General features: G+C 61.4%; 21 protein-coding genes and 5 pseudogenes. 11 read left to right on the plus strand and 15 right to left on the minus strand.

Translation table 11 applies throughout. From position 1 onward, the window contains the following. Nucleotides 1-45: 45 nt before the first annotated feature. From IB244_RS32900 to IB244_RS11190, 5 genes and pseudogenes are all read right to left on the minus strand, one after another. A pseudogene (locus IB244_RS32900) lies at nucleotides 46-313 on the minus strand (phage major capsid protein); the annotation flags it as partial. After that, nucleotides 295-621, minus strand: a pseudogene (locus IB244_RS11175) (HK97 family phage prohead protease); the annotation flags it as partial. The pseudogenes IB244_RS11175 and IB244_RS32900, both read right to left, overlap by 19 nt. Before the next feature lie 30 nt (nucleotides 622-651). Beyond that, nucleotides 652-968 (minus strand): annotated as a pseudogene (locus IB244_RS11180) (DUF6107 family protein); the annotation flags it as partial. A gap of 174 nt (nucleotides 969-1142) precedes the next feature. Next, nucleotides 1143-2289: pseudogene (locus IB244_RS11185) on the minus strand (phage portal protein). A 72-nt stretch (nucleotides 2290-2361) separates the two neighbouring features. Then, a complete protein-coding gene (locus tag IB244_RS11190; RefSeq protein WP_113471196.1) occupies nucleotides 2362-3618 on the minus strand; it encodes a sensor domain-containing diguanylate cyclase in 1257 nt (418 codons plus the stop codon). 237 nt (nucleotides 3619-3855) lie between these two features. On the opposite strand from IB244_RS11190, the gene IB244_RS11195 reads away from it, so the two are divergent. Beyond that, nucleotides 3856-4836 carry an SDR family oxidoreductase gene (locus IB244_RS11195; RefSeq protein ID WP_113471197.1) on the plus strand — a complete coding sequence of 327 codons (981 nt, stop codon included), beginning with the start codon at nucleotides 3856-3858 and terminating at the stop codon, nucleotides 4834-4836. A gap of 53 nt (nucleotides 4837-4889) precedes the next feature. Here the strand turns inward: IB244_RS11195 and IB244_RS11200 are convergent, their stop codons facing one another. The 3 genes and pseudogenes from IB244_RS11200 to IB244_RS11210 all read right to left on the minus strand — a co-directional run. Continuing rightward, nucleotides 4890-5198, minus strand: a complete 309-nt coding sequence (locus tag IB244_RS11200; RefSeq protein WP_018860049.1) for a Dabb family protein — start codon at nucleotides 5196-5198, stop codon at nucleotides 4890-4892. A gap of 19 nt (nucleotides 5199-5217) precedes the next feature. Beyond that, the gene (locus IB244_RS11205) at nucleotides 5218-5904 is read right to left on the minus strand and encodes a hypothetical protein (RefSeq protein WP_192241193.1); all 687 of its coding nucleotides are present in this window, start codon (nucleotides 5902-5904) and stop codon (nucleotides 5218-5220) included. Between the two features lie 284 nt (nucleotides 5905-6188). Further along, nucleotides 6189-6461 (minus strand): annotated as a pseudogene (locus IB244_RS11210) (DNA-packaging protein); the annotation flags it as partial. A gap of 231 nt (nucleotides 6462-6692) precedes the next feature. Here IB244_RS11210 and IB244_RS11215 point away from each other — a divergent pair. Beyond that, nucleotides 6693-7037 carry an MmcQ/YjbR family DNA-binding protein gene (locus IB244_RS11215; RefSeq protein ID WP_018860044.1) on the plus strand — a complete coding sequence of 115 codons (345 nt, stop codon included), beginning with the start codon at nucleotides 6693-6695 and terminating at the stop codon, nucleotides 7035-7037. A gap of 6 nt (nucleotides 7038-7043) precedes the next feature. Here the strand turns inward: IB244_RS11215 and IB244_RS11220 are convergent, their stop codons facing one another. After that, nucleotides 7044-7958 (minus strand): SDR family oxidoreductase, encoded by a 915-nt coding sequence (locus IB244_RS11220; protein WP_113471203.1) that lies wholly within the window; start codon nucleotides 7956-7958, stop codon nucleotides 7044-7046. A 104-nt stretch (nucleotides 7959-8062) separates the two neighbouring features. On the opposite strand from IB244_RS11220, the gene IB244_RS11225 reads away from it, so the two are divergent. Beyond that, nucleotides 8063-8632, plus strand: coding sequence for a TetR family transcriptional regulator (locus IB244_RS11225; RefSeq protein WP_113471199.1), 570 nt, complete (start codon nucleotides 8063-8065; stop codon nucleotides 8630-8632). On the opposite strand, the gene IB244_RS11230 is transcribed toward IB244_RS11225, so the two are convergent. Then, nucleotides 8625-9113, minus strand: a complete 489-nt coding sequence (locus IB244_RS11230; protein ID WP_169682928.1) for a YcgN family cysteine cluster protein — start codon at nucleotides 9111-9113, stop codon at nucleotides 8625-8627. The two genes, IB244_RS11225 and IB244_RS11230, sit on opposite strands and share 8 nt — an antisense overlap. Nucleotides 9114-9300: 187 nt before the next feature. Between IB244_RS11230 and IB244_RS11235 the strand changes: the two genes are divergently transcribed. The 4 genes from IB244_RS11235 (at nucleotide 9301) to IB244_RS11250 (ending at nucleotide 13773) form a co-directional block, all read left to right on the plus strand. After that, nucleotides 9301-11439: a transglycosylase domain-containing protein gene (locus tag IB244_RS11235; RefSeq protein ID WP_192304230.1), complete on the plus strand. Its 2139-nt coding sequence runs from the start codon at nucleotides 9301-9303 to the stop codon at nucleotides 11437-11439. Nucleotides 11440-11482: 43 nt separating this feature from the next. Beyond that, nucleotides 11483-12451, plus strand: a complete 969-nt coding sequence (locus IB244_RS11240; RefSeq protein WP_169682834.1) for an NAD-dependent epimerase/dehydratase family protein — start codon at nucleotides 11483-11485, stop codon at nucleotides 12449-12451. 187 nt (nucleotides 12452-12638) lie between these two features. Beyond that, nucleotides 12639-13226, plus strand: coding sequence for a DUF1214 domain-containing protein (locus IB244_RS11245; RefSeq protein WP_025661024.1), 588 nt, complete (start codon nucleotides 12639-12641; stop codon nucleotides 13224-13226). Further along, complete coding sequence (locus IB244_RS11250) at nucleotides 13219-13773, plus strand: membrane protein (RefSeq protein ID WP_018860036.1); 555 nt, start codon at nucleotides 13219-13221, stop codon at nucleotides 13771-13773. Before IB244_RS11245 ends, IB244_RS11250 begins: the two co-directional genes overlap by 8 nt. A 10-nt stretch (nucleotides 13774-13783) precedes the next feature. On the opposite strand, the gene IB244_RS11255 is transcribed toward IB244_RS11250, so the two are convergent. Next, entirely contained in the window at nucleotides 13784-13951 is a 168-nt protein-coding gene (locus tag IB244_RS11255) for a hypothetical protein (protein WP_018860035.1), read from the minus strand. A 522-nt stretch (nucleotides 13952-14473) separates the two neighbouring features. Here IB244_RS11255 and IB244_RS11260 point away from each other — a divergent pair. Continuing rightward, nucleotides 14474-14680, plus strand: coding sequence for a hypothetical protein (locus IB244_RS11260; RefSeq protein ID WP_113164334.1), 207 nt, complete (start codon nucleotides 14474-14476; stop codon nucleotides 14678-14680). A 175-nt stretch (nucleotides 14681-14855) separates the two neighbouring features. Beyond that, entirely contained in the window at nucleotides 14856-15866 is a 1011-nt protein-coding gene (locus IB244_RS11265) for a DUF2336 domain-containing protein (RefSeq protein ID WP_169682838.1), read from the plus strand. A gap of 6 nt (nucleotides 15867-15872) precedes the next feature. Here IB244_RS11265 and IB244_RS11270 read toward each other — a convergent pair whose 3' ends face one another. The 3 genes from IB244_RS11270 to IB244_RS11280 are packed head-to-tail and all read right to left on the minus strand — an operon-like array spanning nucleotide 15873 to nucleotide 18719. Next, nucleotides 15873-16229, minus strand: coding sequence for a DUF1491 family protein (locus tag IB244_RS11270; protein ID WP_026372176.1), 357 nt, complete (start codon nucleotides 16227-16229; stop codon nucleotides 15873-15875). Nucleotides 16230-16282: 53 nt separating this feature from the next. After that, nucleotides 16283-17215 carry a peptidoglycan-binding protein gene (locus IB244_RS11275; protein ID WP_025661029.1) on the minus strand — a complete coding sequence of 311 codons (933 nt, stop codon included), beginning with the start codon at nucleotides 17213-17215 and terminating at the stop codon, nucleotides 16283-16285. Further along, nucleotides 17187-18719, minus strand: coding sequence for a sensor histidine kinase (locus IB244_RS11280; RefSeq protein WP_192304232.1), 1533 nt, complete (start codon nucleotides 18717-18719; stop codon nucleotides 17187-17189). The genes IB244_RS11275 and IB244_RS11280 overlap by 29 nt, the downstream gene beginning before the upstream one ends. A gap of 461 nt (nucleotides 18720-19180) precedes the next feature. On the opposite strand from IB244_RS11280, the gene IB244_RS11285 reads away from it, so the two are divergent. Together IB244_RS11285 and IB244_RS11290 are read left to right on the plus strand one after the other, a co-directional pair. Beyond that, a complete protein-coding gene (locus IB244_RS11285; RefSeq protein ID WP_112824466.1) occupies nucleotides 19181-19675 on the plus strand; it encodes a DUF5330 domain-containing protein in 495 nt (164 codons plus the stop codon). Nucleotides 19676-19878: 203 nt separating this feature from the next. Then, complete coding sequence (locus tag IB244_RS11290) at nucleotides 19879-20301, plus strand: SufE family protein (protein WP_192304233.1); 423 nt, start codon at nucleotides 19879-19881, stop codon at nucleotides 20299-20301. Nucleotides 20302-20524: 223 nt separating this feature from the next. On the opposite strand, the gene IB244_RS11295 is transcribed toward IB244_RS11290, so the two are convergent. Further along, on the minus strand, nucleotides 20525-20956 hold the full coding sequence (locus IB244_RS11295; protein WP_018859452.1) for a MucR family transcriptional regulator: 432 nt from the start codon (nucleotides 20954-20956) through the stop codon (nucleotides 20525-20527). Nucleotides 20957-21341 lie beyond the last annotated feature (385 nt).

Consider the following 21341-nt stretch of genomic DNA (forward strand, 5'->3'; position numbering starts at 1 on the left):
TTCGGCAGGCGGATACGGATAGTGGCCGCACCCGCCTTGCCCCGATCAACTCACGGCGAACTTGATGAGCTTGATCGCCTCGAAATTCTGCACTCCGCCGCCGACTCGCTTGGTTGTGTAGAAGAGCACGTAAGGCCTGGCGGAATAGGGATCGCGCAGCACGCACGCCGGTGCGGTCGACGACGAGATAGCCGGCGCGGAAGTCCCCGAAGGCGATCGACAGCGCGTTGGCCGCGATATCGGGCATGTCCTCGGCCTCGACAACAGGGAAGCCGACGAGCGAAGCCGCCTTTGGTGCACCTCGCGCGCCCGGGCCACACCCTCGGCAAGCATGCCCTCGACAAAGAGACCGCGGCTATCCTCGCGGATGGTCTTCCAGGCGCCGATCGGCTCTGCAGGGTCATGCTGGAAGAGCATGCGCACGCCGCACGCCCCGCGTTCAGCCAGCGACTTGCGGAAGGCGCCGCGCTCGATGGCATCCTTGCCGAGATCGACTTCGCCAAAGACGCTGGCATAGCCGGAGAAGCTGCCGTCGCGCTTTAGCCCCCTCAGCTCCAGATTGGCGAACTTGCGCGTATCCGCGCCCATGGGTGATCGCACCAGCGCGCGGCTTGCGGTCATGATATTCTCCTCGTTGTAAACTGTTATTCCGGCTAGCGCCCGCGCGCCGTATCGTCCGGCGAGGCGCGACAGGATGCCGAGACCCCACCAGGCACAGATGCCTGCCGCCGCCGACCCGACAGCACGACCTCAGAGGCCGAGAGGCGATCCGCCAGCGCCAGCCTTTCGGCAATCCAGATACCCGTCGGGCCGCCGAAGATCGTCCCGCAGGCAAGGCCGGTGAAGAAACGGCTCGCAGCCTCCCGTCGGCTTTTCGGCAGGAGATAGACGAGCGACACCGCTGCCCCCGCCGACGCGCCGAGCGCCCTGGTCGCCCAGAGCCCGGCATCGTTGGAAAGGTCTGTCATCGCAGGGATCCTTGGTTGGCGAAGAACGGCAGCCGACCGGCGGTCACGACTTCGCGCCGCCGTATTCGGGGTGCCGTCCTCGCACTTCAGCGAATCTTTTGAATCGCTTGGGTGCGTTTGCTCGAACATTGAGTCCAGGCGCTCAGAGTTTGATTCATGCGCCGGCGCAGGCTTTCAATACCCCACCGCCTGGCGCTTCTCCTCGTCCGTGAAGAACGCCGCGCTTCCCAACCTTGTCCATAGTTGATCGCGTTCCGCCGCAAGCCCGGCCACCTTGTCGAGATCGGACTCAAGCCGCAGGCGGTCTTCGTAATGTCCGGAGAGCCAGGCGGAAAGCGAGGCCGCGGTGCGGGTCAGCATCGGCAGCACGGTCAGCCGATAGAAGGCGCGGTTCGCCTCCTGGTAATAGGCATAGGTGTTGTCGCCGGGAATGCCGAGCAGCATCGGCGGCACGCCGAAGGCAAGCGCGATGTCGCGGGCAGCGCGCCTCGACGAAATCCATGTCCTTCGGCGACAGCCCCATCGACTTCCAGTCGAGCCCGCCCTCGAGGAGTAGCGGGCGTCCGGCGCGCATCGGGCCGGAATAGCCTTCGTCGAGTTCCTGTTTCAGCCGCTCGTACTGGTCGGGCGAGAGATTGCCGCCCTCCTTCGGCTGGTAGACCAGCGCGCCTGACGGGCGGGCCGAATTGTCGAGCAGCGCCTTGTTAAAGGTCGCCGCCGCATTGGAGAGATCGAGCGCCACCTGGGCGGCCGCAAGCGGCGGGAAACCGAGATGATGTCGAGTGGATGGAAGAGCTTCAGATGCATTAGCCCCAGCCCCTCCGTCTCCGCCGGAAAGCGGCGCACGGAACCGCCGGCGCGATAGTCGTAAGCCTCGGGCCACCCATCCCTGCCCTCGACGATACCGATGCGATCAGGCCGCAGCAGGTGCAGCTCACGCACATTTCCGCCGACCATCAGCGGCTCGACATAGGCATTGCCCGACAGCAGCAGGTGCCCATAGAGCGCCTCGAAGAAATCGGCGACCCATGCGTCCGTTTGGCTGGCCGAGCAGCGAGAGGATGGCATGATCCGGCCGCTCATGATCGCCCTCGTAGAGCAGCCACGGCACCGAGGCTGCGGCTTCCGCCACTAGCCTGACACTGCGGTGTGCGACCGGGTTCTTCATGAAGCCCTCGCGCGACAGTGCCGCAGAGGAGCGCCCCGTCCAACTCGCCCGCCCCCCTGCGGCAAGCGACATGAAGCCACCTGCGGCCTTCTTCTCGGGCACGGTCCTGCGACCCGCCGCGGAGCTCCACGGCAGCAATGATCTCAATCTCATGGTTGGTATCCCGGAGTTAGGCGGACTCTCAAGCCTGCGGCGTGGCGACAGCCAATCGCAGGTGGAGCCCGATCAGGCCTTGAAGGCGACTTCTATGGTTTGCCGGTCCTGCGCCACGATCCGGCACTTGGTCTCGAAACCCTCGCCCTTGATGATCAGGACGAATTCCGCAGGTATGCCAGCGGAATTGGAGACGGAGAGCCCGGCGCTGTCGGTACCGAGCGAGCGTATGGTGCAGTCGATCGTCGAGCGGCGGTCGTTGAACATGATGGACCCCGCTTTCAGGACGCGACGGCGCGAACCAGTCGGACCATCAGCGCCGATAGAGTTCCACGACACGCATCGGTTTCGACCGTTGTGCTTGGCGTGGTACATTGCGGCATCGGCCTGAGCCAACAGCGTCTCGATATCCCTGGTGATGATCGAAAGCGCCGAAATGCCGAAACTTGCTGTCACGTTCAAGTCGCCGAAAGCTCCTCGGATCGGCCGGGACGCGATCGCCATCCTTACCTTTTCGGCGACCGCGAACGCCTCTTCGCGATTGATATGCGGAAGGAGAATGGCAAATTCCTCTCCCCCGAGCCGGCCGAACAGATCTCCCGCCCGCAGGCTCGCCTTGCAGGTTTCGGTGACCGCATGGAGCACCTGATCCCCCGCGGCGTGGCCATGGGTGTCGTTGACGCTCTTGAAGCGGTCGATGTCCAGAACAATGCAGGACAGGTCATGCTGGTGTCTCAGGGCAAGCGACAGAAGTTGATCGGCCTCCTGCCGGAAGGCACGGCGGGTAAGCGTGCCCGTCAGGCTATCGGTCGCGGCCGACTGCAGCAGCTCGATCCGGTCCATCGCCACGCCCGCCAGTTCGTGGAGAACAGAAAGATCCCTGGACCCGAACGATCTGGGGCGGCGATCGATCGCACATACCGTTCCGATAACGTGGCCACTCTTGGTTTTCAAAGGCACCCCGGCGTAAAACCGCACGTGGCTTTCTCCCGTTACGGCCGGGTTGTGCGCGAACCGCGGATCGCGGGTCGCATCCTGTACGAAAATTGGTTCCTCATGGTCGACCACGTAACGGCAGAACGTATCTTCGAGCGGAACCTCGTCCGCCGCCAGCCCAGAACATGCCTTGTACCATTGCCGATGCGCGTCGATGAGGGACACAAGGCCGATCTCGACCGCGAAGATCTCCTTGATCAGCCGCACGATGCGCTCGAAACCTTCGTCCTTCGGGGTATCGAGGAGGTCAAGCTGCTCCAGCGCCGCGAGACGCTCGATTTCCCGCTTTTTCGGGTCCAAGCACGACGTCCCGAAAGCCCTCACAACCACCATGCAGCATCGCTCCTAGCCCAGCTGAGATAGCATGCGTCTCATACATTCGTGAAGAAATTCAATACCGCTTTCCCCATCACATTATCGATGGCTTGTCAGAGTGGGACGGGAGATGCAGGCCTCCCTGCTTGCCGTCTGGGGGCGCCATAGCCTAGCCAGATTAACGCGAGACGCCCGGGTCCTTTCACGCTATGAAGGGGACCCTAGATCCCGCCTGTCAGATACCGAGGTTTCCAGATGGCTTTGAAAGTCCTTTTCATTGGCGGCACCGGCCAAATCTCTTACCCATGCGTCGAGCGCGCCGTTGCCGAGGGTCATGATGTCAGCGTTTTCAACCGCGGCCTGAGACAAGACCCTTTGCCTGCAGGCGTGACCTCGATCGTGGGTGAACTTGGATCGACCGCCTACGCGGATCTCGCCAGGGCCAACTTTGACGTCGTATGCCAGTTCATCGCCTTCACGCCCGACCAGATTACGCGCGACATCGAGGTGTTTACGGGGCAATGCGGTCAGTACATTTTCATCTCCTCGGCCTCGGTCTATGAGAAGCCGCCACGTCACTATGTGATTACCGAGAAGACACCGGCGATCAATCCGTACTGGCCCTACAGCCAGGCCAAGATTGCCTGCGAGGAACTGCTCAAGAAATCCGAGAACCTGGCCTGGACGATCGTCCGCCCCAGCCACACGGTACGCACCGGTGTGCCGATGATGTTGGGCGATAGCGACATCATGGCAAGGCGCATGCTGGACGGCGAGCCCACCATCGTGGCAGGCGACGGCCACACGCCCTGGACACTGACCCGCTCGGTCGATTTCGCAGTGCCTTTCGTCAGGCTTTTCGGCAAGAAGGCGGCGCTTCGCGATGTTTTCCACATCACCTCCGACCGCGCGCATATCTGGAACGATATCCAAAGGGCGATCGGCAGATTGCTCGGCGTCGAGGCCAAGATCGTTCACGTGCCGACCGACACCCTGATCAAGTATAATCCGGCCTGGGAAGGTCCCTTGATCGGCGACAAGGCCTGGACTGCGATCTTCGACAATTCGAAGGTCAAGCAGGTTGCAGGTGACTTCACCTGTGCTGAAAGCCTGGATGAGATCCTCGCCGAGCCCATCATGCACCTGAAGCAGCGCCTCGCCAAAAATCGTCCACCGAAGGGTGAACTCGATGCTCTGGTCGACAGGATCTGCGCCGCGCAGAGCGCTCTCGGCTAGGCCTGCCGTCCAACCGCATCCCTAACTGGCGCATTGGAGGGCAGGCTGCAGCATCAGCGCAGCGGCCGCTTCACCGCCGTGTTGCTCTCGTAATCCGCCGCCATCCGCATTTCGCGGATCGGGCGCACGAGGTCGATGGAGCGCTGGTAGTCTGGATGCGCCTTGTAGGCGGCAAGAGCAGCTTCGTCCTCGAATTCGCCGTAGACAACGAGGTCGACATCGGTGCCTAGCTGGTCGGTCTTGATGTTGGTGCCGATCTCCAGCAGGCGGGCGTGCGGGATCGCCGTCAGGATCGACAGGCCGGCGCGCACCTTTTCCAGTTGGTCCGCGGGCGCTGTGAAGAAGACGATGTGGCGGATCACGCGGAACTCCTGTGAGCGTCTAGCCGAAGACCCGCGCGATAGCACGCAGGAGCCAGGCCTTCAACCGCGCAAGCGCACCTGCCGGCCGTTCGCGACGGATGGCCGCAAGGAAGGTCTTGCCGTAGCCGGCGAGCTTTTCCGCCCGGTCCGTACCGTTGACGATGCGGCGCGCATTGACCCAGTCCTCCGTCGTCTCGTTCAGGTGGTCGGCGAGCTTATGAGTGGCGAAAGAGCCCTGGACCATACCTTCGATCAGGATCGAAACGGCGGCGTCCATCTCCATCGCCCGGTCGGGCTCGGCCACGAGATCAATGCCGGTCAGCAAGCTCATCGCCTCGTAATTGCGCTTGTGGGTGAGCTGCACCAGGCCGCGGCCGAGCCAGCACTTGCCGTCCTCGTCTGGCCGCCAGTAAGGCGTCTTCACCCAGGAGAGCTTGCCTGACGCATAGGCATTTTCCAGGATCTCAATCGCCCTTGCGTCGGTCGTCGCCAGCGTCTCGCGCACCGGCTGCATCGTATAGGCCGTCTCGTGGTAGGCGGTCGCCATGATGTAGGCGAGCCAGCGCGGATCGGCCTCAGCCATTCGCGCTTCCCAGAAATCGAGAATCGCGGTCATGCCCTCCACCTGCGGCTGATTAAGCGCTCCCTTAAAGAGCGCATGGCGCACAGTGTTGAAAAAGAAGGGCCTGTCGATGTGGATAACCATAATACCAGCCTCAAAAAGTGGTACGGCGTTCTACGTCTCAATCGATTAAAATTAATTCAATCGTTTAAAGTGTTTAAGCGCCTGATTTACACGTAGTTTAAGCCGTGCCAGTGATTAACTCACCGTTAAATCCAGCCTCGGAGGAGAGCATGCAGCAGCCGGCCAACAGCAATCAGCCGACCATTCCCCAGCATGTCGTCGACCAGCTCGAAAACGAGTGGCGTCAAGTTCGCCCGGAGCCGCAGTCGCCACGCCCAGCACAACAGCAACCTCAACGCTAGTCCTCAGACACCCCTCACCCGGCGTTCTCCGTATCCCTCCAGCATCGGTGCCGTCAGCGCCCAGACCAGCGCATCCAGCCGGTCGGGCGAACGGCCGGATGAAAGCCCGTCCGGGCCGAAGTCGCACATCTGGTCTTCCAGCGCGACGAAGCGCCCGGCATGGGCAACGCGCCCCTGTTCGTAGAGTGCGGCAACCGGTTCGGCCCTGAGGTACTTACCGCGCGTCGCGCGCACGGTCGAGACCGGCAGGCTCTCGTCGATGCTTTTCAGCATCGATGGCGGCCAGAAACACAAAAGCCGGGTCGAACGCCCGGCTTTCAGATCCGAAAAGCTTTGCCTCGGCACTCCGCCGCGCCCGCAACTTTCCGACTATGCCATAACCCTATCAAACGACCGTCACGCCGTAAAGGATTATTTTCCTATCAAGTGAAAATTTTCCAAAGCCACCGGACTGCTTGAGTTTTTCTGATTGGTCCACATCCATCAGCATGTGCTAATTTTATCGCCATGAACCAGGAAGAGCTCATTTCCTTTGCGCTCAGCCTGCCGGAGGCGGTCGAGAGCGCGCATCATGGCACGCGCGATTTTCGCGTGCGCAGCAAGATATTCCTGACGGTGCCGGAACAAGACTATTGCGTCGTCCGCCTGACGCCCGACCAGCAACACATGACGCTGGCGGTGGCGCCCGACGACACGGCCGCGGTGCCGGGCGGCTGGGGACTGCGCGGCTCGACCCGGCTTTTCTACGGCAAGGCGAGCGACGAACTCGTGCATGGCCTCGTGCGCAAGTCATGGCAGAACGCCGCGCCAAAAACCCTGCAAAGACAATTCGTTGTCATTCCATCCGGCTAGATCGAATCAACGATAGCCGGTAGCGTCGGCGGCTTTGCCTGCGTCCATGACCTCGTCCATGTACCGCCAGCAGTCCGGCCGCGAGCCGTCCACATCGTCAAAGCCGTAGATCTTGGCGAGCCCGCCGCTCGACAGCGACTGGCCGCTCCAGCGGACGCGTTCTGGATCGGCGGCAACGGCTGCCACCGCCCGGCCCGTGAAGCGCGGTGTCTCGGAGATGATGAAATGCGGCTGCACGGACGTCGCGTCGCGCCAGTTCTCCTCTCGCACATTGAAGATATCGAGCATCATTTCCGAGCGCATCCAGCCGGGCGTCAGCGCCACAGCCGTCGCGTCATGCGGCGCAAGATCCTTGGCATGCGCCCAGGCCATGCGGATGGCGCCCGTCTTGACGAGGTCGTAATATGGGCAGAGGCGGTAATGCGTGGCGTTGTATTCGGCCGTGCCGTCGGTCAGTTCGACCAGCAGCCCGCCGGGGTGCTCGACCATCAGCGCCAGCGCGAAATGCGCGGTGATCAGATGGGTGTCGATCGCCAGCCGCAGCATGTGCAGCCCCTTGTCGAGCGAGTGCTCCCAGACCGGCTTGTTCCATTCCGTCAGATGTTCGCCGCCCCAGATATCGTTGACCAGGATATCGAGCCGGCCCTGTTCGCGGCGGATCCTTTCGACCAGCACCTCGACTTCCGAAGGCATGGTATGATCGACGCGAACCGCGATCCCCTCGCCGCCCGCAGCGGTTACCATCTCGGCGGTCTCCTCGATCGTCTCCGGGCGGCCATACTCCGATTGCTTCTCCCGCGTCGTGCGGCCGGTAACGTAGACCGTTGCCCCGGCGGCCCCGAGTTCCAAGGCGATCCCGCGACCTGCGCCGCGCGTGCCTCCGGCCACAAGGGCGATCTTTCCTGAAAGCGCTGCTGTCACGTGCTTGTCCTCCACGCTGGACCAGGCGCAATGGGTGTTCGCCATTGCACTTGAATATAAACGAACGTTCGTTCATATTCGTCGCGAACACAAGAGGAATTTTCATGCCGCGACCCCGTACGCTTTCCGACGAACAGCTTCTCGACATGGTGCTCGGCCTCGTCCATTCGGAAGGTCCTGACGCGGCAAGCTTCGGCGCGGTGGCGAAGATCAGCGGCCTTTCCGGCTCGACGCTGGTACAGCGCTTCGGCACCAAGGCTGCAATGCTGCGGGCCTGCCTGCTGCGCGCCTGGGACCGGCTGGACATGGAGACGACCCGGCAGATCCAGTCTCTTCCCGAGACACCCGAAGGCGCCATCAACTTGCTCGCCGGCCTTTCCAGGGATTACGGCGACGATGCCGCGTCCTACGCTGAAGGCCTGCTGGTACTGCGGGAAGATCTGCGCGACCCGGCCTTGCGTGCTCGTGGGGCTGCCTGGGGAAAGACACTGGCGGCAGCGCTCGACCGATCCCTCGGCGCCCAAGGCAAAACGCCGCTCGGACGGCTGATTCTGTCGCAGTGGCAGGGCTGCCTGCTCTGGTGGGGCTTCGAGCCGCAAGGCTCGATCGAAGACTATGTTCGCGCTGAGCTGAGAGAATTCCTTGAGACGGTCGCTCAGCCAGCGACTACTTAGCCGCCTCCGGCTGCTGGGCCTGCGCCTCGTCGCCCACTGTCAGCGGCCAATCCACCACATAATCCTCAAAGTCGTCGACCTTGACCTCGGTTTCGTCGATCGTCCGGCCGCGCGCCGAAATGCCGGCGGCATGCACAGTCTCGGGATCGCCAGAAACCAGGGGATGCCACCAGTAAAGATCGCGCCCCTCGTTGATCAGCCGGTAGCCGCAGGTCGGCGGCAGCCAAGCGATCTCGTCGACGTTTTCCTTGGAGAGCTGGACGCAATCGGGCACGAAATCCCAGCGGTTCTCGTAGGAGGAACAGCGACAGCTGTGGTCGTCGAGCAGCTTGCAGCGGATCGAGGTGAAGTAGATGTCGCCGCTATCCCACTCCTCGAGCTTGTTGAGACAACAGAGGCCGCAGCCGTCGCATACGCTCTCCCATTCGGTCGTCGTCATCTCGGCGAGCGTCTTCGTCTTCCAGAAGGGTACTTCTTCCATCATTCCGTTCTTGCAACAGCTCCGCGCAAAATCGCGTGAGAGCTTCCATTTCTCTTGTTCTTGTCAGCCAAATCAACCAATGATTCACCAAGCTCCGGTTACTCCGGGGCACTGTCGGCAGATTTGCCATAGTCCGGCGTCAGGTTCCTCCGACGTCGAAGTGACTGATCGGGCGGGAATATAAGACGTGACGGATCCGGACAATCCAGAAAAACGGCCGCGCAAGCAACGCCACCTGCTTTTGAAGATCGACTCGTGGATCGATTCGACCATCTGGAATGCCGGTTTTCGCTCGGCCGAAATCTGGGAAGACATCACCATCTTCTTCCGCCGCTTCCGCGTTCGCGGCTGGAAGCGCATTTTCTTCGAACTGGCCGGCGAAGGCCTGACATGGGGTTCCGTCGGCGCCGTCCTGATGCTCGCCCTCGCCCAGCCTGCCTTTGAAGCTACCAAGGAAGATTGGCGCAATCGCGGCGACTACGCCGTCACCTTCCTGGATCGCTATGGCAACGTCATCGGCCATCGCGGCGTCATCCACCAGAACTCCGTGCCTATCGACGAACTGCCCGACGCGCTGATCAAATCAGTGCTTGCGACCGAGGACCGGCGCTTCTTCGATCACTTCGGCATCGACGTCATCGGTCTCTTCCGCGCGCTTGTTACCAACGCCCAGGCCGGCGAAGTTGTACAGGGCGGCTCGACATTGACGCAGCAGCTCGCCAAGAACCTGTTCCTTTCCAACGAACGCTCGATCGACCGAAAAATTACGGAAGCCTTCCTGGCGCTGTGGCTCGAAGCCAACCTCTCCAAGAAGGAAATCCTCTCCACCTATCTCGACCGCGCCTACATGGGCGGTGGCACCTTCGGCGCTGCCGCAGCGGCGCAGTTCTACTTCGGCAAGAGCATCACCGACGTCAATCTGGCTGAATCCGCAATGCTCGCCGGCCTGTTCAAGGCGCCGGCGAAATATGCGCCGCACGTCAACCTGCCGGCGGCGCGCGGTCGCGCCAACGAGGTGCTGACCAACCTTGTGCAAAGCGGCCTGATGACCGAGGGCCAGGTGATCGCCGCCCGGCGTAATCCGGCGACGGTCGTCGACCGCAACCAGGTGGAATCACCCGATTTCTTCCTCGACTGGGCTTTTGACGAGGTCATGCGCCTCTCGCCGCGCTTCCCCCAGCATTCGCTCGTCGTCAGGACCACGATCGACATGGGGCTGCAGAGCGCGGCCGACGATTCAGTGGAAACGTCGCTGCGCGAATATGGCGAGCGCTATCACGCCAAACAGGGCGCGATGGTGGTGATCGAAAACGGCGGCGCGGTGCGGGCCATGGTCGGCGGCCGGGATTACGGCGAAAGCCAGTTCAACCGTGCCACCAAGGCGCTGCGGCAGCCGGGTTCATCCTTCAAGGTCTACACCTATTCGGTGGCGATGGAGAGCGGCATGACGCCCGATACCATCGTCGTCGACGCGCCGATCTACTGGGGCAACTGGGCCCCTCGCAACTACGCCAATAAGTACGCCGGCCGCGTCACCATTGCGACTGCCATCGCCCAGTCGATCAACACCATTCCAGTGCGCCTTGCCAAGGAAAAGCTCGGCATCCAGCCGATCCGGGCCATGGCGAAGAACCTCGGCGTCGAGTCGCCCGTGCGCGACGACGTGACGATCCCGATCGGCACCTCCGAGGTGACGGTGCTCGACCAGGCGACCGCCTATGCCGTCTTCCCGGCAGGTGGCTACCAGTCGCGCCGTCACGGCATCACGCAGGTCCTCGATTACGGCGGCGACGTCCTCTACGACTTCGACCGTGACGAGCCGCCCGCCAAGCGCGTGCTCTCCGAGAAGGCCGACACCTACATGAACCAGATGCTGTCCCGCGTCCCCTATGTCGGAACGGCGCGAAAGGCAGCGCTCGACAACGGCATTCTGACAGCCGGCAAGACGGGCACGACGCAGGCGTACCGCGACGCCTGGTTCATCGGCTACACCGGCAACTACACGTGCGCCGTCTGGTTTGGCAACGACGACTATACCTCGACCAACGAGATGACCGGCGGCTCGCTGCCGGCCATGACCTTCAAGCGTGCCATGGACTATGCGCACCAGGGCATCACGCTTCGACAGATCCCCGGCACGCAGCCGCTGCCGCCCGACAAGACGGCAAAAACGGTCGCCGCCGCCAAGCCGGCGGAGGGCAGCCCGCCGCCCCTCGTCCGCCCCCGGATGCTCTCGGTCGAGTCCACGCACATTCTCAAGGACCTTGGCCAGGCGCTGAAGGCGGCGCCCCCGCTTGCCGCGCAAAAGGTGGCGAGCGCCGACTAAGGGCATCAGCAGCAACTGCTTCGTAGAGCGAGGGAGGCCGATCATGTCACGCATCGTCATCATCGGAGGGAGTGGCCACGTCGGAAGCTATCTGGTGCCAGCGCTTGTCGAGCGAGGCCATCAGGTCGTCAATGTGAGCCGTGGCACAGCAAAACCGTATCGCCCCCACTACGCATGGGGTGAGATCGAGAACGTCGCGCTCGATCGCGCGGCCGAGGAGAAAGCCGGCCGGTTCGGCGCCAAGATCGCAGATCTAAGGCCTGATATCGTCGTCGATATGATATCGTTCGACCTATCCAGTACACGGCACGTGGTGGAGGCCCTCCGAGGAAAGGTTGGCCATTACCTGTTCTGTAGCTCGATCTGGGTCTATGGCCGCCTTTTTGCGATCCCCTCGACCGAGACCGATCCGCCCAATCCGATAGACGCCTACGGGAGGGGCAAGGCCGAGTGCGAAGCCTGGCTGACGCGGGAGGCGCACGTCACCGGCTTTCCCGCGACCTGTTTCCGTCCTGGCCATATCGTCGGCGAAGGCTGGAATCCGATCAACCCGATCGGAAACGCGGATCCGGAAGTCTTTTCGCTGATTGCCCGTGGCGATGAACTCGTCTTGCCGAACCTCGGACTTGAAATGGTCCATCACGTCCATGCTGATGACGTGGCTCGCTGGATCATGTGTGCGATCGAGAACCGGTCGGCTTCAATCGGCGAAGTCTTCAACACGGTATCGGAACAAGCGGTGACCCTGCGGGGCTACGCGGAAACGGCATATCGCTGGTTCGGAAAGGAGCCGCGCATCGCTTACAAGCCCTTTGAAGAATGGCTTGCCGATCTCGGCGAGTATGCGGAAAGCAGTCGTGGGCACGTGATCCGAAGCTCGTGCCACTCAATTGAAAAGAGCCGAAACCGCCTGGGCTACAAACCGCGGTACACGAGCTTGGAGGCAGTGCACGAATCTGTGCGGGCGCTGATAGCTTCCGGAAAAGTCGTCGCGGCGGGCGCCGATCTTTGAAAATCGCTTGATGCCAAAAGTCTGGACGCTGATCCAGCTATCGAAAATCGACAATCAGTCGGCCTTTCGAATGGTCCAGCGTTGATCCGTTTTGGCCGGGATATGCCGCCGATACCGCCCTGCACCATTCCGCCTAGCTAGAATCAGTGGTAACCCTTTCAACTGATTTGTTTCTCAAGGGCGCATAGTGTTTCGGTTTCCTCTCTTCATAGCGATGACTCTGATTATCGCCTTTGGTGGCGGGATCATGATTTCGCTCTACGCGCTGGATGCGACGGCCGGCTTCGGCGCGATCAAGCTCGGCGCCTGGGAAGCCTTCCCCGAGCTACAAACCGAAAGCGCCGACCCCTATGCGAAATCGCACCGGGCGCGTGCCGGACGCCTGCTTTACGGAAACGCCGAAGGCCTGATGTTTACCGCCAAGGTCGATGACGCCGGCGACCGGCTGAATGCCGGCTGCAGCTACCGTATCACGGGGCAGACGCCGCCCGCCCGCATCTGGACGCTGTTTACCGCAGACAACAGCGGCAATCCTGCCTCGCTGCGACCGGGGCTTCCCGGCGCGCTGAATTCCTGGACGGTGCTGCGGCAGCCCGACAGCAGCTTCACGATCGACATTTCCGCGCACGCCCGACCGGGAAACTGGCTAGCGCTGCCGGCGGCGGGTACCTTCCAACTCGTCCTGACCCTCTTCGATACCCCGACAGCCGGCAGCTCCGGCGTTATCGACCTTGCGATGCCGAAGCTTCAGAAAACCGGATGCGGCAATGCTTAGGATCCTGTTTGCCATCCTCGCGGGACTTTTCGGGGCGGCACTCTTGCACCTCGTCATCATTCTTTCGCTGCCGCACTTTACCGGCAAGGACGCCGCCACCCGCGTCGCCTCCGAGGGCGATCTCGACAAGTTCTACCTGCTTGGGTCGACGGACGATGCCGCGGGACTTTCCAACGATGACCCTTTTGTCCGCACTGCTGTCTGCTCGTTCGACATTGAGGAAAATCCAATCCGCCTGACGGCCAAGGGCAATGTGCCGTTCTGGTCTGTCGCGCTCTATGACGAGGCTTCGAACGAGGTCTTCAGCATGAACGACAGAACGTCTGTGGGGGGAGCGCTCGACATTCTGGTCGGAACGCCGATCCAGTTGACAGAGCTTCGCAAGGCTTTGCCGCCTGACCTGCAGAAAACCATTCTCGTGGAAAGTACGCGTTCGGAAGGCTATGTGGTGTTGAGGACATTGGCGCCCCAGGCGAGCTTCGACGCAGCCGCGCGGAACTTCCTCGCGGAGGCCGGCTGCGACGAATATGCCGGCCCCTCGGATTGAAGCAATAAGTCTATTTCTTTGCCCGCGAAATGCGAGGCGCCGGGGAACGCTTCGAGCTTTCCGTCAGGCGCTCGTAACGCACGCCCGTGAAAAGGAGGATCTGTGCCTCGACTGGTTTCCTGCCCTTGCGGCGTTGCGTCTGAGACAGACGGTCCGCCAATGCGACGACTATTGCCATTCTCGTCTCCATGCACGGCCCGAGACGGATGAACTGCGGAATCTCACCCTGCCCGCCTATGCGAGCCAGCGCGTCCTGTAGAACCCGAAACCGGGCTCCGAGGCATTCGCGCCTTTCTCACGGCACCTGTTTGAAATACCGTGATGTGAAACCGGACGACCGAAGCACTCGATCGCCGTTCATACCCGAATTGAGACATATGACAGTTAACAGATCGTTAATTTCATGCCTGGACGTTAGCTATTTGCACGACATCTTATAAACGCGCTGAGTCCCCATTTGGTTTCAAACTTCTCATAAGAAGTTTCAATCGACAATGTCGCAACGATATTAGCATTAATTCATATACTTAACGGAGGTTGTGTCGGCGATGGCGGCCCCATCACAGCTCCGTGGTTTCTCGTCACAAAAATATCAATTGCGATCCTCACCAATACCGGTAAAGTTGTGTCATCGGCCACGGGTCCGTGGCCAGGCGGCGGGGCGCCGTCTTCCGCTTATTGCGGACAGGGAGGGGTTAAAATGTCTTTGTTTATCGGTTCGACATTCTCTCCCGAGGACCTTGACGTGCTGCGCGATGCCCTCGATGCGTGGTGTGCGGAAAAGCGGATCGACATCAAGAGCGCCGAAGCCCAGATGGCAGCGTCCGCTGCGCTTGACCTCTATCAGTCCGGGAACAATAGCGCCGAGAGGCTTTTGGCGGCGCTGCGCGGACACAAAGGGCTTTAGTCACTCCGTCCCGCGGTCGTCATACGGTGAAGCCTTTCGGTACAAATTGAATAAAGTCTTTAGCAAGCGTTAACCCTGCCCATGTAGGATTTGTTCATAACCTATGTGGGGTAAGGGGCGTCCCTTCGCGTCCAGTCCTGCGACATCCCTTTTTGCGTTTCCAGGGTGTGTTCTTGTGCGTGACCGGTTCCGAGACCTAGAGGCCCCATCCGCCAGCCGGAAGAAGGACGTGGTTCTCATGGCGACCGTCAGCAGCTTCGAGGGATTGCAGCCGCCAACCCGCTCCGAACTGCGCCAATTCGCCGAACTCTTCACGCCGCTGTTCCAGGCCTCCTCTCTCGAGGCAAAGCGTCAGGCCGTGGCAGCCCTTTCCCAATGCCCGCAGATTCCACCCGCCGTCGCGCTTTTCGTCGGCTGCCAGTCGATCGACATTGCAGCGCCGTTCCTCACCTCCTCGCCGGCGATCGACGACGAGACCTTGATCACCATTGCGCGCACCCAGGGCAGCGCACACATGAAGGCGATCGTCAGCCGGGATGCGCTTTCCCCGCGGGTCATCGACGCGCTGGTCGGCCTGCGTCAGGCGGAACAGCGGCTGGCAGCTCCGGCTGAGGTCGAAACCGGCATCGTACCATCCGAACCGCCGGTTCCGGCTTCCCTCGAGGAAGCCGAGGCTGCAGCGCGCCGCGCGAGTGAAGAGGAGATACGCAATAGAATCAGGGAGTTGGCACGTCATGTCAGCCGCCCGGAAGGCGATCGCCTCGGGCTGCGTAACCTGTCGCCGATCCAGGCCGCACTCCTCGTCCGCTTTGCCCGCAATCGCGAAGCGGCGCTCTTTGCAAAGGCGCTTGCCAGCGGGCTTTCGGCAAGCCGCTGGCTTGCAGAGCGCATTATGCTCGATATCTCCGGTCAGCAACTGGCGACCACGCTCATCAGTCTCGGCCTGGACTTCCGCGACGCCGTCTTTGTGCTCGAAAAGCTCTACCCGCACCTCGCGGAACCGCAGCATGGCGTCACGCGCGCATGGATGGTGCTGGACAGTCTCGATCTGGAAGAGTGCAACGCCCGCGTCGACGCCTGGCGCCGCGCCGACAGCTATACCTACCTGCCCGAAAAAACAGAAACGGCGCAAGCCACCCATGAGGAACCGCCCGCCCAGGACAGGCGCATCATCCGTACACGCTGACTTTGACTAGAGAGGGTTCTCGCGCCCGTCGCCAAGCGGAACGATATCCCCGAGCTCATCGGCTTCAAGCTCGACGATCCAGAGGTCCGGGTCGAACTTCCGCTCACGCTCGAGCATTTCCCTGACCCGATCAGGCTCTTCGCGCGTCAGCCGTTGCTCGAATAGGCGCTCCCCGCTCGTCTCGTCGTCGAAGAGGCTTTGCGGCGCTGGGCCGTAGAGCGTCTCAAGACCATCGCGGAAGTGCTGGCGAATGAAGATGGCGCCCGCCTCGTCGGCACCCTTTGCCTCGACAGCGGCAAAGTCACCTTTGGCAAAAACCCGGCGCAGGAGGGCGGAGACGAAAATATCGGTGCGTAATCTCATCGGCGAGCTATAGCAGACAAACGGCAAGCGGCAATGCTTGGCATTGCCGGGCTTCAGAGCGCGCCGATCTCCTTGAGCTTCTTCAAGACCGCTTCGCTCGGCTCGCCATTCTCGGGAAGGTTGTAGTGCTTCTGGAAGTGGCGAATGGCGGTGCGAGTCTGTTCTCCCGGCACACCGTCAACGCCGACATTGGCGTAGGCCATGTTGCTGAGGCCCTTCTGGATCTTCAGGACGAGATCCACAGTCGACAACTCCGCGGATGGTGCGGCTTTCTTTGCAAGTGTCGGCGCGGTCTTCACACTCTTTTCGGCGCTGCGGATGGCGGCGGCGACAGGATCCTCGGCGGATGCCTTCGAGGTGATGTCTTCGCGCGGCTTTTCCAGCGGGATCGCCGAGGGGCCGACCGAGTCGGTTCTGAGCGCTGCCAGCACATCTGGCGTTGCGTCGCCCGTCTGCGGCATGCCCACGGTTTCTTCGAAGAAGAGGATCGCCGCACTGGTGCGCGGGCCGATGACCCCATCCGGAGTGCCGTTGTAAAGGCCACGCCGGACCAGTTCGGTCTGGATGTCCATGACGATCTGGCTCGGCTGCTGCCCGCCGGGAGCGACTGGCGGCGTCGCATTGGTCTGCGTGACGTCGGCCTCGTCCTGCCGCTGGATCTTGAAGGTGGTGACATTCCCGCTTTGCTCCTCGATGACCGGGCGACCGCCGAGCACGTTCGGAAAGAGCGGATCGCGGGTGCGCAGGAACGGGTGCGGATGCGCCCCTGGCTGATACCAGAGCGCGTTTGCGGCTACGAAGCTGAAGATGACAAGGAAGGCTGCCGTACCGCCGGCAACCGACGGGTTGCGGCCGATCACGCCGCCGAGCACGCTTGCGCCCTGCAGCCCGATACCGCCGACCATGGTTGCCCCTGTGAGAAGGAGGCTCGGCCGTTTCTGTCGGCCTCTCCGTCCCTTAGGCGATTTTCGCTTGCTCGCGGCCATCGAAAAGCCCCTCTTCCAAAACGCCCGCTAGCGCCGGCACAGCCTTCAGTCGCGGCGGAAACTCGACAAGATCGTTGCGGGCAGTACCCACAGCCGGAATGCCAGAGCCATCCGCTGCAATGGACATCGTAATGATCGTACCGGCGCCCGGCGTGCTGGCGATTGCGAAGTCGCCGCCATGCAGCGCCACCAAGCCCTTCACCAACGACAGGCCGAGTCCCGTTCCCTCGAATCGGCGGCTATAGTCGTTCTGGATCTGGACAAAAGGTTGGCCGAGCGTTTCCAGCTTGTCGCCGGGAATGCCGATGCCGGTGTCGCTCACGCAGAGGTTCAGAACGCCGTCGCGCATCGACGCGTCGATCGAGATCGCACCGCCCGCATCGGTGAATTTCACGGCATTGCCAACCAGATTGATCAGGATCTGCTGGATCGCGCGCTGATCGGCCACGACCTCGTCGAGACCGCGCTGCACTCGGCTTGTCAGCGATACACCCTTGGACTTCGCCTGCAGCGCCAGCATGGCCTCGCAGGAACGAACGACGGATGCAATGTCGAAGGGTTCGAGGCAAAGCTCGTAGCGCCCCGCTTCGATCTTGCTCATGTCGAGCATGGTGTTGACGACGGAGAGCAGGTGCGCGCCGGATTCCCTGACAAGGCCGACATATTCCCGCTGGCGGTCGTTTTCGAGCTTGCCGAAATACTCGCCGAGCAGGATGTCGGAGAAGCCGAGGATGGCGTTGAGCGGCGTGCGCAATTCGTGGCTGACCGCGGCAAGGAACCGCGATTTTGCATCGTTTGCCGAGCGGGCGTCGGCGGCGCGGTTCTGCGCCTCCTGCCGTAACTGCTGCTCCACCGAGACATCGCGTAGCTGGGCAATCACGCTTAAGAGCGTGCCGTCGCCGTCCTGCCGCGCGGTCATATCCATACGCAGGTAGGCAAACTGCCTGTTGTCACGCGAAACCGAAGGGCGCTCCAGCCGCAGATCGACCGCGGCAGTCGCCTCACCCTGGCGAAGCTGATCCAGCGCCTGCAGGAAAAGGATGCGGTCAGAGACATGTATCTGATCGACAAAGCCCTTGCCGATCGGATCACGCATCCAGGCGAGATATTCGCGCTTGTCACGACCGCCGACGGCAGTGACGTTGCCCTGCGGATCCAGGAAGAAGGCGAGACCGGCGGTTGCTTCCATGAAAAAGTCTTCGGCGACAGGCGCGGCAATCGGCGCTGTTGCCGTACCCTGACGCGACAGGGCAATGCTGCCCACCGCAGAAAACAGGAAGGCCGCGCAGACGGTTGCGACACCGACGGGTAGCGCAATGGCAGGACTGGTCACAGAAGAGAGCCCAACGGGGACCGCGACGAGAGCCGCCGACGAAAGCAGCGCCAAGCGGCGCAGGATCATCAATTCACGCTGGCGCACCGCTGTGCCCCCTCCTGTCCGGGAGAGCCAGCTTTCCACCGCCCGGTCCACGAGGGCTGCCGCCCGCTCTGCGATCTTACTCATTACACGCACGCAATACCCGCCCAAAAAAGGCTTTTTACCAGGGCCGACAATAGGCCTTGGGCGCTTAAGGAAAGGATAAGGGAAAAGCCGCCTCCACACCGCAGAAGAGCGAAATGTCCCGTTTTTGGACATATGGAAGCGGCTTTGATTTTTTACGGTTAACGGGCGGTAAGCGACGGATTTCGCTCACATATCAGCTTGCTGTTAACCTTTGTGGCACATCTGCCGCAAGGTTTGCCTGCAATTACAGGAGGAGGCCGATGACATGCTTAACAGCGGTCGCTACAATTTGACCGAAATGCGGTGCAAATCCCGTTCATTAAAATTCGAACTAAATTTGAGGCAAATGCCGACGAGTTTTGAAAACTGGCATTCGCAACTCTGCTCTAAGGTCAAAGCACACCGGAAGACCGGACCGATTCGGCGGTAAGACCGAACGGGAAAACAGGATGGCAACGACGATGTGGTTTCTGATCAAAGGATCATTCTGGTTCGGGCTTGTGCTCGTGTTGCTGTCGTTCTTCAGCGGCGAGAGCTCGACCAGCTCGCAGCCGACATTGCAGTTTTCCGACGCCTTTGTCGCGGCGACAGGCGCCTATGACTACGTGACAGGCATGTGCGGCGAGAAGCCGGAGGTCTGCGTCAAGGGTGCGGAGACCATGGCCGCGCTCGGCCACCGGGCCCGCGAAGGCGCCCGTGTCGCCTATGAGCTGCTGGACAGCCGTTTCGGTGACGACAACGCCGCCAAGCCTGCTGTCGCACCCAATGCGCCGATCGCTCCCGTCGCGGCACTTGCGCCCTCTCATGCCGAGGCTCAGGCCGAGGCACAGGAGCGCACCGCAGCGCTGAACCAGCCGATGCCCTATCGCCCGCCGGTTGACGACGGCGATGAAAGCCTTTCCGACACCGTGACGACGGGCACCATTCCGCTGCCGACGCCGCGTCCGGCCACCTGAGAATTACGCGGGATTTCCCGCAACCAAGCTTGCACCGGCGATCCGCAAGCCGCGGAATATCCCATGCCTGACGTGCCTGCCCTGTTTATTTCCAGCTTTTGCTGCGCCGCGAGGATGCCTATCCTCCGCGGCGTTTCTTTTTAATGGTTCAAATCTGGCCGCGTTTCACCTATATGAAACCTGATAACGAAAGGCCACAATACATGACGTCCCTCGAGCAGATCATTGACGACTTCTCCTTCCTCGACGACTGGGAAGATCGCTATCGCTATGTGATCGAGCTCGGAAAGGCGCTTCCGGACCTTCCCGACGACAAGAAGACATCGGCTAACAAGGTGATGGGCTGCGCCAGCCAGGTCTGGCTCGTAACGCACACCGCGGGGGATCCAGACAATCCCGTCATGAACTTCGAGGGCGACTCCGACGCGCATATCGTGCGCGGGCTCGTGGCCATCGTTCTTGCAACCTATTCCGGCAAGACGGCATCGGATATCGCGGCCCTCGACGCCTTCGACGTATTCTCGAAGATCGGCCTCGTCGAGCATCTCTCCTCGCAGCGCGCCAACGGCCTGCGCTCGATGGTCAACCGCATCCGCGAGGAAGCCCGCGTACGCGCGGTGGCCTAAGCAACCACCCGCCTCATCACGAATAGAGTTCGGGCCTGTAGCCCTGCGCACCCCAATGCTCCACGCGCGATCGGCGCGCGGGCGCCGGCGGATTGTAATGCCGGGAGAGCGCCATCAGGGCCGTGCGCAGCATCAGTTTGGCCGCTTCCCCCTTTCTTCCCCGGCCAAAAACACAAAAGCCGGGCTTCCGCCCGGCTCTACAGGATCAAATCCTTGGCAACGATCAGCCGCGTCCGCGCTTGCGACGCTGGCCGAGCCCCATTTCCTTTGCGAGGCGCGAGCGCGCTTCGGCATAGGCCGGCGCTACCATCGGGTAGTCGACGGGGAGCTCCCATTTCTCGCGGTATTCTTCCGGCGAGAGATTGTGGTGGGTCATCAGGTGACGCTTGAGCGACTTGAAGTTGCCGCCGCACTCCAGGCATGTGATCTGTTCATCCTGAACGGATTTACGCACCGATACAGCCGGCTTCTGCTTCTCGACAACCGCCGTTGCAGCTTGCGGCGTCGACGTATTGCTAAGTGCCGAATGCACGTCAGAAATCAGGTTAGCGAGATCGCCAACCGGGACCACGTGGTTGCTGACATAGGCGGCAACAATATCTGCGGTGAGCTCGACCAGCAACTCCGGCCCGCTACCGGCTGCAGTATCCGTCATAATACGTTTCTCCTGTTTCAATGCTCCAAAGGTCTAAGCCTCGTCAGCCAAGACCGTCATCGTAGAGCCAACAGCAAAAAACCCAGGCTACGGCAACCTGTTTCGAAAAACTGAAATCCACCCCTAGATTCCTGAGGCCGAAACCCGTTCTTATACTGCCCGATTTCGAATTAGTACGCTACCACGCAGCTTACTTCCTCAATTAAACACTGAAATCCAAAGCCAACGAGGAAATAAGCAACGTGATTCTAATTCAATATCAGAACTCTACTTGATCACCAATTATCACCGTTTTACGAAAACGCCAATTATTATTTCATATATATCTACCGAAAAATGTCTATTTCGCAAGAATTGCCTGCCATAAACCCAAACATTAACCATT

The sequence above is a fragment of the Rhizobium sp. RHZ02 genome (assembly GCF_014851575.1).
Taxonomy (GTDB): domain Bacteria; phylum Pseudomonadota; class Alphaproteobacteria; order Rhizobiales; family Rhizobiaceae; genus Rhizobium; species Rhizobium altiplani.